General features: G+C 70.1%; 10 protein-coding genes. 6 read left to right on the top strand and 4 right to left on the bottom strand.

Annotation, left to right across the window (positions count from 1 at the left end):
* Positions 1-62: 62 nt before the first annotated feature.
* The 4 genes from AAIB33_RS11255 to AAIB33_RS11240 are packed head-to-tail and all read right to left on the bottom strand — an operon-like array spanning position 63 to position 5994.
* Positions 63-833, bottom strand: coding sequence for a glucose 1-dehydrogenase (locus tag AAIB33_RS11255; RefSeq protein WP_345800052.1), 771 nt, complete (start codon positions 831-833; stop codon positions 63-65).
* Positions 830-3532 carry a glucosidase gene (locus AAIB33_RS11250; RefSeq protein WP_345800051.1) on the bottom strand — a complete coding sequence of 901 codons (2703 nt, stop codon included), beginning with the start codon at positions 3530-3532 and terminating at the stop codon, positions 830-832. The genes AAIB33_RS11255 and AAIB33_RS11250 overlap by 4 nt, the downstream gene beginning before the upstream one ends.
* Positions 3529-4572, bottom strand: coding sequence for a cytochrome d ubiquinol oxidase subunit II (gene cydB / locus AAIB33_RS11245; RefSeq protein ID WP_345800050.1), 1044 nt, complete (start codon positions 4570-4572; stop codon positions 3529-3531). The genes AAIB33_RS11250 and cydB overlap by 4 nt, the downstream gene beginning before the upstream one ends.
* 12 nt (positions 4573-4584) lie before the next feature.
* On the bottom strand, positions 4585-5994 hold the full coding sequence (locus AAIB33_RS11240) for a cytochrome ubiquinol oxidase subunit I (RefSeq protein ID WP_345800049.1): 1410 nt from the start codon (positions 5992-5994) through the stop codon (positions 4585-4587).
* 187 nt (positions 5995-6181) lie between these two features.
* Between AAIB33_RS11240 and AAIB33_RS11235 the strand changes: the two genes are divergently transcribed.
* The 6 genes from AAIB33_RS11235 to AAIB33_RS11210 all read left to right on the top strand — a co-directional run bounded on the left by AAIB33_RS11235 (position 6182) and on the right by AAIB33_RS11210 (position 14058).
* Positions 6182-6871: a phosphatase PAP2 family protein gene (locus tag AAIB33_RS11235; RefSeq protein ID WP_345800048.1), complete on the top strand. Its 690-nt coding sequence runs from the start codon at positions 6182-6184 to the stop codon at positions 6869-6871.
* Positions 6872-6975: 104 nt separating this feature from the next.
* Positions 6976-8946: a helicase HerA-like domain-containing protein gene (locus tag AAIB33_RS11230; protein WP_345800047.1), complete on the top strand. Its 1971-nt coding sequence runs from the start codon at positions 6976-6978 to the stop codon at positions 8944-8946.
* A gap of 99 nt (positions 8947-9045) precedes the next feature.
* The gene (locus tag AAIB33_RS11225; RefSeq protein ID WP_345800046.1) at positions 9046-11481 is read left to right on the top strand and encodes an FdhF/YdeP family oxidoreductase; all 2436 of its coding nucleotides are present in this window, start codon (positions 9046-9048) and stop codon (positions 11479-11481) included.
* A gap of 104 nt (positions 11482-11585) precedes the next feature.
* Positions 11586-13136 (top strand): SDR family oxidoreductase, encoded by a 1551-nt coding sequence (locus AAIB33_RS11220; RefSeq protein ID WP_345800045.1) that lies wholly within the window; start codon positions 11586-11588, stop codon positions 13134-13136.
* Positions 13133-13633, top strand: a complete 501-nt coding sequence (locus AAIB33_RS11215) for a MogA/MoaB family molybdenum cofactor biosynthesis protein (RefSeq protein WP_345800044.1) — start codon at positions 13133-13135, stop codon at positions 13631-13633. The genes AAIB33_RS11220 and AAIB33_RS11215 overlap by 4 nt, the downstream gene beginning before the upstream one ends.
* Complete coding sequence (locus AAIB33_RS11210; protein ID WP_345800043.1) at positions 13630-14058, top strand: molybdenum cofactor biosynthesis protein MoaE; 429 nt, start codon at positions 13630-13632, stop codon at positions 14056-14058. The genes AAIB33_RS11215 and AAIB33_RS11210 overlap by 4 nt, the downstream gene beginning before the upstream one ends.
* Positions 14059-14076 lie beyond the last annotated feature (18 nt).

Below are 14076 nucleotides of genomic sequence, written 5' to 3'. Positions count from 1 at the left end.
CCCCGCCGGAACGACGACGGCCCGGCCGCGTCCATGACGCGACCGGGCCGATCGGCTCTGGGTCAGAGACCCGGGCTCGAGTGCATGAGCCCGCCGTCGACGAACACGGTCGTCGCGTTGAGGTAGGCGCCGCCGTCCGAGGCGAGAAAGGCCACGACGCTCGCGATCTCCTCGGGCTGTGCCATGCGGCCGAGCGGGATGGCGGCGTCGAGCGTCTTCATCTTCTCGGGGTCGGCCATCGTCGAGGTGTTGATCGGGGTCGCGACCGCACCCGGGCCGACATTGACGATCCGGATGCCGTGCGGGCCGAGCTCCTGACCGGCCGTGCGGGTCAGCATGCGTGCGCCGCCCTTCGACAGGCAGTAGGCGGTGTTGCCGGGCATGGGCCAGTCCTCGTGCACCGAGCTGATGTTGATGATGGCGCCGCCGCCGCCCTGCGCGATCATCTGCTTCGCCGCGAGCTGCGTGCCGAAGAAGGCGCTCTTGAGGTTGACGTCGAGGACGAAGTCGTACTGCTGCTCCGTCGTCGAGAGCACGTCGGTGCGGGTCTCGACGCCGGCGTTGTTGATCATGATGTCGAGGCGACCGAACGCCGAGACCGCGGCATCGACCAGCTTCTTCAGGTCGTCGACCTTGCTCACGTCGGCCTCGACACCCGTGACCTTGTCCTCGCCGAGGGCGTGGAGCTGCTGCTCCAGCTCATCGGTCGCCTCGGGGTGCGTGACCCAGTCGATGACGACCGAGGCGCCCTGCGCCGCCAGCTCGAGCACGATCGCCTTGCCGATGCCGCTGTTGCCGCCCGTGACGATGGCGACCTTTCCTTCGAGGGTCATTTCGTTGCGTCCTTTCGCGAGGGGTCCGGCGTCGCCGCCGGCGGGGTGGTCATCACGAGGTGGGCGACGAGCGCCGTCCATCCCGTCTGATGCTCGGCGCCCAGCCCCATGCCGGTGTCGCCGTGGAAGTACTCGTGGAAGGGCAGGTTGTCCTTCCAGCGTGGGTCGGTCGCGAGCAGGTCGTACCAGCCGTGCACGGGCCGTCGTCCGCTCTCGCCCGGAAGGAACATCGAGATGAGCCGCCGCGCGATGTCGTCCGCCGAGTCGCGCAGCGGCTGCACGGCGCCCGATCCCGCGGGGAACTCGACGGCGAACTCGTCGGGCGAGAGCTTGTCGTAGTCGCGCAGGGCCTCGACGAGCATGACGTTGAGCGGCATCCACACCGGCCCCCGCCAGTTCGAATTGCCGCCGAACAGATTGGTCGTTGACTCCGCCGGCTCGTAGTCGACGGTCGCCGTCTGTCCGCCGACCTCCAGCGAGAAGGGGTGGTCGCGGTGCCAGGCGGAGACCGACCGGATGCCGTACGGCCCGAGCAGTCCGTCCTCGTCGAACAGGTTCTCGAGCAGCCGGACGAGACGGTCCGGCGGGATGAGCGCGAGCAGCCGGTGCCGCTCGCCGTCGATGTCGCGGGTGTGGAAGAGGCGCGCGTCCGTCGGGTGGTTCTCGAGCCACCAGAGCCCTCGCTCGCGGAAGTTCGGCAGGGCATCGCCGACGAGGTCGACATCGTAGGCGAGCGTCGCGCGCAGCGGCACGAGCCCGACGAGCGACTTCACCTTGACCGGGATGTCGCGGCCGTCGGCGCTGTGGAAGACGTCGTAGTAGAAGGCATCCTCGTCGTCCCACATCACGCCGGCGTTGGCGGCGGTCGCGATCGCGAGGAAGTGCTCGAGGAACTTCGTCGCGATGTCCTCGTAGGCGGGATCGTGCAGGGCGAGCCGCAGCGCGATGTCGAGCAGGTCGATGGCGTACATCGCCATCCAGCCGGTCGAGTCGGCCTGCTCGAGGTACCCGACGTCGGGCGAGAGGCTCGACCGATCGAGCGGCGAGATGTTGTCGAGGCCCATGAAGCCGCCCTCGAACAGGTTGTCCCGCTCGCGGTCCTTGTTGTCGACCCACCACGTGAAGTTGAGCAGCAGCTTGTGGAACACGCGCGCGAGGAACGTGAAGTCGGTGCGCCCGTCGAGCTCGAACACCCGGATGGCCGCCCACGCGTGCACCGGCGGATTGACGTCGGAGAAGTCCCACTCGTACGCCGGGAGCTGGCCGCCCGGATGCATGTACCACTCGCGCAGCAGCAGGATCAGCTGATCCTTCGCGAACTCGGGGTCGATGTGGGCGAGAGTCACGCAGTGGAACGCGAGATCCCACGCGGCGAACCACGGGTACTCCCACGGATCCGGCATCAGGATCACGTCGTGGCTGTTGAGGTTGAGCCACCGCCCGTTGCGGATGTCGCCGCGTCCCGGCGGGGGAGCGGGATTGCCCGGGTCGCCGGAGAGCCAGCGGGACACGTCGTAGTGGTAGAACTGCTTGCCCCACAGCAGGCCCGCGAACGCCTGACGCGCAACGCGATACTCCTCGCTGTCGCGCGCGGCCGGAATGGTCGCGTCGTAGAAGGCGTCAGCCTCTGCGCGGCGCCGCTCGAGGATGGCGTCGAAGTCGGTCTCGACATCGACCGGCGTGTTCGCGAGAGCTCCAGCCGGGGCATCCACGGCGAGCGAGGCCGCGCCGACCAGTCGCACGCGCACGCGCGCGGTCTCGCCCGCGGGCACCGTGAGGACGTAGTGGAGGGATGCCTTCGTGCCGCGCTGCTCGGGGTTGACGGTCGCCGCGCCCCGGACGACGTGGTCGTTGATGCCGTCCTTGGGGTACCGCGAGCCGGGCACGCCGAAGAGCCGCTCGGTGTTCGTCTCGTTGTCGCACACCAGGATCTCGGGGGAGCCGTCCCCGACGAGCACGAGCGGTCCCGACCGCGAGTGCTCGCCCACGACGCGTCCGCCCTCCGCCCGCAGGAGGGGCTTCTCGTTCTCGGGATAGCCCCACGACCAGATGTTGCGGAACCATAGCGTCGGCAGGACGTGGATCGTCGCCTCGTCGGGTCCGGCGTTGTCGACCGTGATGTTCATGAGGAGGTCGTGCGGGCCCTCCTTGGCATAGTCGACGGTGACCGACCAGAAGCGGTCGTCGGCGAACACTCCGGTATCGACGAGCTCGTACTCGGGGTCGAGCTTGCCTCGCCGCGCGTTCTCGGCGACGAGGTCGGCGTACGGGAACTCGCGCTGCGGGTAGTGGTAGCGCCACGTGTTCCAGGAATGCGTCGGGGTGCCGTCGAGGTACCACCAGTACTCCTTGACGTCCTCGCCGTGGTTTCCCTGCGGACCGGTGAGGCCGAACATGCGCTCCTTGAGGATGGGGTCGACGCCGTTCCAGAGCGCGAGCGAGAGGCACCACGTCTGACTCTCGTCCGAGAAGCCGGCCATGCCGTCCTCGTTCCACCGGTACACGCGCGACCGGGCGTGGTCGTGCGGGAAGAAGTCCCACGCGTCGCCGTCGGCGCTGTAGTCCTCGCGGACCGTGCCCCAGGCGCGCTCCGAGACGTACGGACCCCAGTCGCGCCACGGCCGGGAGCCGGCCTCGGCGAGGCGAGCGCCTTCGGCGGTGTTCGCGGCGGCGCCGTGCGAAGCGGGGATGGCGGTCATGTCACGACTCCTTCGGACGGACGGGCAGGACCTCCGCGGGGGAGCGGGGCCGAGGGCGAGACGAGGCGTCGCCGGAACACGTAGTAGCTCCACGCCTGGTACCCCACGACGAGCGGCACCGCGACGAGTGCGACCACGGTCATCACCTGGAGCGAGTACTCGCTCGACGACGCGTCGTCGACGGTGAGGGATGCCGCGGCGTCGGTGCTCGAGACCAGCAGCGTGGGATACAGGTGGGCGAAGAGCGCCGCGACGACGCCGCCGATCGTGACGGCGGTCGCGGCGAAGACGAGCCGCGGAGCCCGGCGTCTCGTCGCTGCGACGGCGGCGACGACAGCGGCGGCGACCGGCACCACGACGGCGACGACGCCCCACACGCCGGTCGGCGCCAGGACGGCCGTCCAGGCCATGAGGACGACGACGAGCACTGTCGCGGGAACCGCGAGGATGCGGGCGAGGGTGCGGGAGCGCGAGAGCACGGCGCCGGTCGTGCGGAGACCGAGGAAGGCGGCCCCGTGCAGGAGGCTCAGCGTGACGAGCGTCACGCCGAACACGAGCCCGTAGGGGGTGAGCAGATCCGCGAACGACCCGGTGAAGTCGCCGTCGGCGTCGATAGGCAGTCCCGCGATGAGATCTCCGAGGCCGATGCCGAGGAGCAGGGGCGCGGCGAGCGACCCGATCGTGAGCGTCCAGCTCCACGTCGATCGCCACCGGGCGGCCTCGAACTTGCCGCGGAACTCGAACGAGACCCCGCGCACGATGAGAGCCGCGAGCAGCAGCCACACGAGGAGGTACAGCGCCGAGAACCACGTGGCGTACCAGCCGGGGAAGGCCGCGAACATCGCCGCGACCGCGACGATGAGCCACACCTCGTTGCCGTCCCACCAGGCCCCGATCGTGTTGATGACGACGCGCCGCTCGACGTCGTCGCGACCGATGAGCCGATGGAGCGCACCCACCCCGAAGTCGAAGCCCTCCAGCACGAAGAATCCCGTCCAGAAGAAGGCGACGGCGATGAACCAGAACGTCTGAAGCTCCATCGTCGGCTCCTCTCAGTACGTCAGCGACGGGGTCGAGTCGTCGGCGTGCGCGCGATCGCTCGCATCGCCGTCGGGAACGGATTCCGGGATGCCGCGTCGGGCGTGGCGGATCATGAGCACCGCTGCGACGACCCCGATGCCGAGGTACAGGCTCACGACGATCACGAGGCTCAGGATGATCTGCGCCGCAGTGCCGGATCCGGACAGGCCGTCCTTCGTGAGCATCAGGCCCTGCACGATCCACGGCTGGCGGCCGCTCTCGGTGAGGAGCCACCCCGCGGTCGCCATGAAGAACGGGGTGATCATGATCCAGCTCGCGACCCACAGGAAGACCCGGGATGTCGGAATCTTCCGCCGCCACATGGCCCAGAGACCCCACGCGGCGAAGAGCACGAGCAGCGCGCCGCCGTAGGCCATGACGCGCATGGACCAGTACTGGATGAAGACGGACGGGATGTAGTCGCCCGCGCCGTACTGCTGCTGGTACTGCTCGTTGAGCGGCGTGAGGCCTTGCACCTCGCCGTCCCACGTGCCGGTGGCCAGCAGCGACAGCAGGTGCGGCACCTCGATGATCTTGGTCGGCGGGTCGTCGGCCGTCCAGCCGCCGATCTGCAGGATCGAGAACGAGCAGGGCTGGCACGTCTCCCAGTTGGCTTCGGCGGCCGCGATCTTCATGGGCTGATACGTGGTCTCGTTGATGCCCAGCTGTCCGCCGACGTGCATCTGCAGCAGGGCGGCGACGAAGAGCACGACGATCGAGAGCTTCGCGGTCGAAGAGAACTCCGCGACGTTGCGCGAGCGGCGCAGCTGCCACGCCGAGACGGCGAGCATGAGGCAGGCCCCGAAGATGAGCGCCACGAGCAGCACGTGGAGGTAGCTCCACACGAACACGCGGTTCGTGAACAGATCGCCGATCGACGTGAGCTCGGCGCGACCCGTCTGCTCGTTGATCGAGTAGCCGACGGGGTTCTGCATCCACGAGTTCGCAGCGATGATGAAAAGCGCGGAGAGGCATGCGCCGAGCGGGATCATCCATGCCGTCACAAGGTGCACGGTCCGCGGCAGGACGCCGAAGCCGAACAGCCACAGCCCGAGGAAGGTCGACTCGAGGAAGAAGGCGAGGAGCCCCTCCATCGCGAGGGGTGCGCCGAAGACGTCGCCGACGAAGCGGGAGTATGCCGACCAGTTGGTGCCGAACTGGAACTCCTGAACGAGGCCCGTCACGACGCCGACGGCGACCGAGATGAGCATCAGGCCGCCGAAGAAGCGGAGCACTCGCTGGAGCTCGGGCGTCCCGCGGCGGAACCAGCGCGTGTGCAGGATCGCGACGAGGAGCGACATCCCGATCGTCATCGGCACGAAGAGGAAGTGATAGATGCTGGTGAAGGCGAACTGGATCCTGGCGAGGTCGAGATCGTCCATGCTCTGCCCCCTCCCGTGTCACACGTGGATGAGCCGGACAAGCACGAAGGTAGACCCCGGGGCGCGTGCCCGCGGGGCATTCATCCCTCGGGGATGAGCGCCGTGCGTAAACAGTGCGTTAACGGATCTCCGCGAAACCCGTTGTCAAGTCCCGCCCTCTCCGGCCGAATCGCCGCACAATAGGGCGATGGAGGACACCAAGGCGGTAGCGACAGGGCAAGAGACGGCGCGCCTGCCCCGTGGGCGCCTGCTCGTCATCGGGCTCGCCCTGATCGCCGCGTCCACCGCGCTGGGCGCGTGGATCCTGCTGCATGGGACGCCGCCCTTCATCGTCGACGTCTGGTGGAACGACCTGCTCCTGTCGTGGTCCTCGTCGTTCATGCTGAGCTTCTCGCTCGTGATGAACTTCCTCGGCGGCGGGTGGGTGGGCGTCTTCGCCGTGCCGCTCGCCGTCACCCTCACCCTGGTGTTCCTCCGACGACCCTGGTCCGCGGCCTACTTCGTGGCGTCCTCGGCGGCGTCGGCCCTCCTCGTCCAGCTGCTCAAGCACACGTTCGGTCGCGCTCGACCGGAAGACATCCAGGTGGTCTCCGACTACGGTTCGTACCCGTCGGGCCACGTCGCGAACGCCGCGACGATCGCGGCGGCGGTCGCCGTCGTCTTCCCCCGTCTCCTCGTCTTCATCGGCGGAGGCGTCTACATCGCCCTCATGGCGCTGAGCCGCACGTACCTGCACGCGCACTGGCTCAGCGACACCCTCGGCGGCGCGATGGCCGGCGCCGGTGTCGCGCTCGTGCTCGCGGCGGCGTTCATCGGGCTGGTCCGCCGTGAACCGGTGAAGCGCGTCACGATCCCGAAGAAGGAGACGAGCGGGTGACGGTCCCGGCACCCTCTCTCCTCGCCGTCGACGCCTGAAATGGCCTCTCGGGGCTCTCGTGTCCGGCCGCGACCGGGCGACAAGCCCGTCGCTAGGCTGTGCCCATGAGCGATGCCGCTTCCGCAGATCCCGCCGTCGCCGCCGCCGAAGCCGAACTCGCACGCCTGCGGGCGGAAGCCGAGGCGGCCGAGGCTCAGCTGAGGGCGGCGCAGGCGAAGGCGGCGCTCGCCGCCGCCGAAGCCGCTGCCGCGAAGGCCCGCGTCGCGGGGAGCAGTGCCTCGGAGCAGGCGACCGGGGCGCCGGCGGAGCCGGCGACACCCGCAGGCGACGTGCCCGACCAGGACGACCGGGCGCCGGGTGTCACGGCGTCAGGGCCCGCGGGAGCGCCCGCCGACACCCCTGCGGCTCAGGCTCCTGCTCCCTCACCCGCACCATCGCAGACGGAAGCAGGGCCCCTCGACGCGACCCAGGTGGAACAGATCATCACCGGGTACACGTTCGAGGCGGCGACCCTCGATCTCGGGGCACTCGTGAACGGCGAGCCCGTTCCCGAGGCGCAGATCCGCATCCCGCTCGGCATGATGAATCGCCACGGCCTGGTCGCCGGCGCGACCGGCACGGGGAAGACCCGCACGCTCCAGGGACTCGCGGAGCAGCTCGCGGCGAAGGGCGTGCCCGTCTTCGCGGCCGACATCAAGGGCGATCTGTCGGGGGTGGCGACGCCCGGAGCGCCGAGCGACAAGTTGCTCGCGCGCACGGCCGCCATCGGACAGGACTGGAAGCCCGAGGCATCCGCCACGGAGTACTTCGCGCTCGGCGGCATCGGCAAGGGCGTGCCGGTGCGGGCGACCGTCAGCGGATTCGGGCCGCTGCTCCTCAGCAAGGTGCTCGGCCTCAACGAGACGCAGGAGTCGAGCCTCGGACTCGTCTTCCACTACGCCGACGAGCACGGTCTCGCCCTCGTCGACCTCTCCGACCTGCGCGCCGTGCTCACCTACCTCACCAGCGATCAGGGCAAGGCCGAGCTCAAGACGCTCGGCGGGCTGTCCGCCGCGACCGCGGGCGTCATCCTGCGCGAGCTCATCACCTTCGCTGACGCCGGAGCCGACGTCTTCTTCGGGGAGCCCGAGTTCGAGGTCACCGAGTTCCTGCGCACGGCACCGGACGGGCGCGGCATCGTCTCGCTGCTCGAGGTTCCCGGCGTCGCCGACAAGCCGGCGCTGTTCTCCACGTTCCTCATGTACCTGCTGGCGGAGCTGTTCGAGCTGCTTCCCGAGGTCGGCGATCTCGACAAGCCGAAGCTCGTGTTCTTCTTCGACGAGGCGCATCTCCTCTTCAAGGACGCGTCGAAGGACTTCACGGCCGCCATCGTGCAGACCGTGCGGCTCATCCGGTCGAAGGGCGTCGGCGTCTTCTTCGTGACGCAGACGCCGAAGGACGTGCCGAGCGACGTGCTCGGCCAGCTCGGATCGCGCGTGCAGCACGCGCTGCGCGCCTTCACGCCGGACGACGCGAAGGCCCTGCGCGCGACGATAGGGACCTACCCGAAGTCGGGCTACGACCTCGAGCGCACGCTGCAGGAGCTCGGCACGGGCGAGGCCATCGTCACCGTGATGAGCGAGAAGGGCGCTCCGACGCCCGTCGCGTGGACGCGCCTGCGCGCTCCGCAGGGCCTCATGTCGCCGACGCCCGACGCGCAGATCGACGCGGCGGTCGCGGCATCCCCACTCCTCGCGAAGTACGGGACGGCCGTCGACCCCCAGTCCGCCCGCGAGATCCTCACGGCGAAGATGAACGCCGCGGCCGAAGCCGCGGCGGCGGAGGAGGCGGCGCTCGCAAAGGCGAAGGCGGATGCCGAGTACGCCAAGCAGCAGGCCGCGATCGAGAAGCAGCAGGCCGCCGCGGAGAAGAAGGCGCAGGCCGAGTACGACCGGCTGTTGAAGAAGACGTCGGGGACGACGCGGACGTCGCGGGCGCAGCAGAGATCGCCCCTGGAGTCGATCCTCAACTCCAAGTCGACGCAGACGATCCTCTCGAGCGTCATCCGCGGGGTCTTCGGCACGGGGCGGCGCTGACTCGAGGCGAGGTTTCGGATCCCGTGGGGTGACCCCGACCTAGCATGGGAGTGAGGCCGAGGCATCCGTTCTCGGCCCTTCGCCACGCAAGGATGCATCATGGCCAAGCGCGCCCCCACCGCCGATATCGACGAGTCGAAGGTCCGTCACTCCGGCACGAAGAAGGTGGCCGTCGGGGTGCCCGCCGTGTTGCACGCGCTGCAGATCTCGTACGACCAGATGGGTGCCAAGCGCAGCATCGAGTCGCTCCTGCGGGTCAACCAGAAGGACGGGTTCGACTGCCCCGGCTGCGCGTGGCCCGAGGAGGACAAGCGGCACATCGCGGAGTTCTGCGAGAACGGCGCGAAGGCCGTCGCGGAAGAGGCGACGCTGCGGCGGGTGGGCCGGGAGTTCTTCGCGGAGCACTCCGTCGCCGACCTGGAGGGGCACGACGACTGGTGGCTCGGCCAGCAGGGGCGCCTCACCGAGCCGATGATCCTCGAGGAAGGCGCGACCCACTACCGGCCGATCTCGTGGGACAGCGCGCTGCGCGAGATCGCGTCGGCGCTGCGCGGACTCGACGATCCCGACGAGGCCGTGTTCTACACGTCGGGTCGCACGTCGAACGAGGCCGCGTTCCTGTACCAGCTGCTCGTGCGAGGCGTGGGGACGAACAACCTCCCCGACTGCTCGAACATGTGCCACGAGTCGTCGGGCTCGGCCCTGACCGAGACGATCGGCATCGGCAAGGGCACCGTGTCGATCGAGGACGTCCACGAGGCCGACCTCCTCATCGTCGCGGGACAGAACCCCGGCACGAACCACCCCCGCATGCTGTCGGCCCTCGAGAAGGCCAAGCGCAACGGCGCGACGATCATCGCCGTCAATCCTCTGCCCGAGGCGGGACTCATGCGGTTCGAGAATCCGCAGACCGTCCGGGGCGTCGCGTTCGGCGGAACGAAGCTCGCCGACGCGTTCCTCCAGATCCGCCTCGGCGGAGACCAGGCGCTGTTCCAGGCCATCGGCAAGCACCTGCTGGAGGCGGAGGAGGCGGCGCCCGGATCGGTGCTCGACCAGGCGTTCATCGCGGAGCACACGAGCGGGTTCGAGGCGTACCGGCAGGCGATGAGGGATGCCTCGTGGCGCGAGCTCGTCGCCGCGACCGGCCTGCCCGAGAAGACGCTGCGCCGCGTCGGCGAGATGGTGCGCGAGTCGAAGGCGACGATCGTCTGCTGGGCGATGGGGCTGACGCAGCACAAGCACTCGGTGCCGATGCTGCGCGACGTCGTGAACCTCCTGCTGCTGCAGGGCAACATCGGGCGCCGCGGTGCCGGGGTGTGCCCCGTGCGCGGGCACTCGAACGTGCAGGGGGACCGCACCGTCGGCATCTACGAGAAGCCGTCCGCGAAGTTCCTCGACGCGCTGGACGCGGAGTTCGCCTTCTCGGCACCCCGCGCGCACGGCTTCGACACGGTGGAATCGATCCGCGCGATGCGCGACGGCCGGGTGCGGTTCTTCATGGGCATGGGCGGCAACTTCATCTCGGCGACCCCCGACACGGCCGTCGTCGAGGCAGGCATGCGCATCGTCGACCTCACGGTGCAGGTGTCGACGAAGCTCAACCGCTCGCACGTCGTCACGGGGAAGCGCGCGATCATCCTGCCCACGCTCGGACGCACCGACCGCGACAAGCGCGGCGGCGTCGAGCAGCGGGTGTCGGTCGAGGACTCCATGGGGGCCGTGCACTCGTCGCGCGGCCGGCTCGCCCCGCCCTCTGACGAGCTGCTGAGCGAGGTCGCGATCGTCGCGCGGCTGGGCGCGCTCGTCTTCGGCACGGACGGTCCTGAACCGGCGCCGGTCGGGACCGGAGTGCGCGACGCCGCCGCCGTCGACCACCACCAGGTCGAGCGGTCGCCTCGCGAGGAGGCGGCGATGCCGCAGGTGCCCGCGCCGGAGCATCCGCGCACTGCTCCGCGTGCCGACTGGGCGGCGCTCGAAGCCGACTACGCGTTGATCCGGCACCACATCCAGAACGTCGTGCCCGGCTTCGACGACTACGAGAAGCGCATCGACAAGGGCGGCACCCTGTTCCTTCCGAACGGACCCCGGGATGCCCGCACCTTCGCGACGGCCGACGGCAAGGCCCGCTTCACGGTCAACTCGCTCGAGTACCCGCGCATCCCGAAGGGACGGCTGCTGCTGCAGACGCTGCGCTCGCACGATCAGTACAACACGACGATCTACGGCAAGGACGATCGCTACCGGGGCATCCACGGTGGGCGCCGCGTGGTGCTCGTGAACGCGAAGGACATCCAGACGCTGGGCCTCGCGGAGGACGAGATCGTCGATCTCGTGTCGGAGTGGGTCGGACCCGACGGCGTCGTGCAGGAGCGTCGGGCCGAGGAGTTCCGGGTCGTCGCCTATCGCACGCCGCGCGGCAACGCCGCAGCGTACTACCCGGAGACGAACGTGCTCGTGCCCCTCGACTCGGTCGCCGACGTGAGCGGCACCCCGACGTCGAAGTCGGTCGTCGTGCGGCTCGAGCGGCGGGGGTGACCTCTTCCGGTTCCCGCGCCTGTCGAGGGGCGGGCCTCGTGGCACGCCGACGCGGTCCGCGCAAGACCTGGCCGCGGCATCCCTCCCCGGCATAGCGTCGTGACGTGACCGACCTCACCTCGCCGACGGGGCAGGAGCCCGAACTTCGTGCCGTGACGCGTGCCGACGGAGCTGCGCCGCGGGCGCTCGTCCTCGGCGCGACGGGATACATCGGCGGCCGCCTCGTCCCGCGGCTCCTCGCCGCCGGGTACCGCGTGCGCGTGCTCGCCAGGGATGCGGCGCGCGTCGCGACGTTCGACTGGGCGTCGCGCGTCGAGACGGAGGTCGGCGACGTCACCGATCCTCGTGCCGTCGCGGGGGCCGTGCGCGACGTCGACGTGCTCTACTACCTCGTGCACTCCATGGCGGCCGGACGAGGGTTCGAGGATGCCGACCGCCGGGCGGCGCAGACGATCGCGGCCGCGGCGGCCGAGGCCGGTGTCTCGCGCATCGTGTACCTCGGGGGGCTGCACCCCGACGACGCCGAGCTGTCGCCGCACCTGCGGTCGCGGGTCGAGGTCGGCGAGATCCTGCTCGCGTCCGGCGTGCCGACGCTCGTGCTGCAGGCCGGTGTCGTGATCGGGTCGGGCTCGGCCTCGTTCGAGATGGTGCGGCACCTCACGGAGGTGCTGCCCTACATGCCGGCGCCGAAGTGGGTGCGCAACCGCATCCAGCCGATCGCCGTGCGCGACGTCATGCACTACCTGCTGGGCGCGGCACGGGTGCCGGCTGACGTCAATCGCGCCGTCGACATCGGCGGTCCCGACGTGCTGCGCTACGGCCAGATGATGAACGGCTACGCCGTCGAGGCGGGGCTTCCACAGCGGCCGATCGCGGCGCTCCCCGTGCTGACGCCGCGGCTCGCGTCGCACTGGGTCAATCTTGTGACGCCGATCCCGCGCTCGATCGCCCGACCTCTCGTGGAGTCGCTGCAGAACGACTGCATCGTGAAGAACCGCGACGTCGACGCGCTCATCCCGCCGCCCGCCGACGGCCTCACGCCGTATCGTCGCGCCGTCGCGCTGGCGCTCGGCCGGGAAGAGGCCGACGTCGTCGAGACGAGCTGGCGTGATTCCGAGGTGCTCGGCGTGCCGAGCGACCCGCTGCCGAGCGATCCCGAGTGGGCCGGACGGACGGTCTTCACCGACGTGCGCACGGCGCGCACGCCCGCGAGCCCCGAGCGCCTCTGGCGCGTGATCGAGGGGATCGGCGGCGTCAACGGCTGGTATTCGCAGCCGCTGCTGTGGGCGATGCGCGGCTGGATGGACAAGCTCGTCGGCGGGGTCGGGCTGACGCGAGGACGCCGCAGCCGCTCGCGGCTCGAGGTCGGCGACGCCCTCGACTTCTGGCGCGTCGAGGCGATCGAGCCCGGAAGTCTTCTTCGCCTGCGGGCTGAGATGAAGGTGCCCGGGCTCGCGTGGCTCGAGCTGCGCGCAAGCCCCGATGGCAGCGGCTCACGCTACGACCAGCGGGCCGTCTTCTTCCCGCTCGGGCTCGCGGGGCGGCTGTACTGGCTTGCGGTGCTGCCCTTCCACGGCTTCATCTTCCGCGGCATGGCCAATCGCATCACGGCGACGGCGGAGGCGGGGGATTCGGCTCGTAGGCTGGAGGCGTGACCTACCGAGCGGCTGTCATCACGGTGTCCGACCGGTCGGCTGCGGGTGAGCGCGCCGACACGGCGGGGCCGGCCGCGGTGTCCCAGCTCGTGCGCGGCGGGTTCTCGTGCGACGAGCCGATCGTCGTGCCCGACGGCGCCGACAGCGTCGAGCGCGCGCTCTGGGCGGTGCTCGCGGGAGGTGCGCGCCTGGTCGTGACGACGGGCGGCACCGGGGTCGCCCTGCGCGACGAGACGCCCGAGGGGAGTGCGCGGGTGATCGCCCGCGACGTCCCCGGGATCGCAGAGGAGCTGCGTCGCCTCGGTGCACTGGAGACGCCGGGAGGGATGCTCTCGCGCGGCCGTGCGGGGGTGGTCGACCCCGTGCCGGGGGTGACCGAGGGAGCCCTCATCGTCAACCTTCCCGGATCGCCCAAGGCGGTGGCATCCGGGATCCCGGTCGTGCTGTCGGTCGCCCGCCACGTCATCGACCAGCTCGGCGGAGGTGACCACGCATGAGCGGCATCCGCCTTGCGGCGATCAGCGCCGAGCCCCTCGACCTCGACGCGCACCTCGCGGCCGTCGACGACGCGGCGAGCGGGGCCGTCACGATGTTCGTGGGCCGGGTCCGGGATCATGATCCGGATGCCGCGACCGCTGTCGTCGCGCTCGAGTACACGTCGCATCCCGACGCCGAGGCGACGCTGCGACGCATCGCCTCCGACGCGATCGGATCATCGGGCGCGATCGTCGCGGTGAGTCACCGGATCGGCCGGCTGGCCGTGGGCGACGCCGCCGTGATCATCGTCGTCGCCTCCTCGCACAGGGCGGAGGCGTTCGACGTGTGCCGAGACATCATCGAGACGATCAAGACGGATCTCCCCGTGTGGAAGCGCCAGGTCGAGGCCGACGGCACGACGGCGTGGAAGGGACTCGGCGGGTAGCCACGGGGTCCGTGCGGC

Origin of the sequence: Microbacterium sp. AZCO, from assembly GCF_039614715.1 — a bacterium.
Lineage (GTDB): Bacteria > Actinomycetota > Actinomycetes > Actinomycetales > Microbacteriaceae > Microbacterium.
Note: the sequence above shows the minus strand (reverse complement) of the source record. Positions and strands in the feature narration are given on the sequence as shown.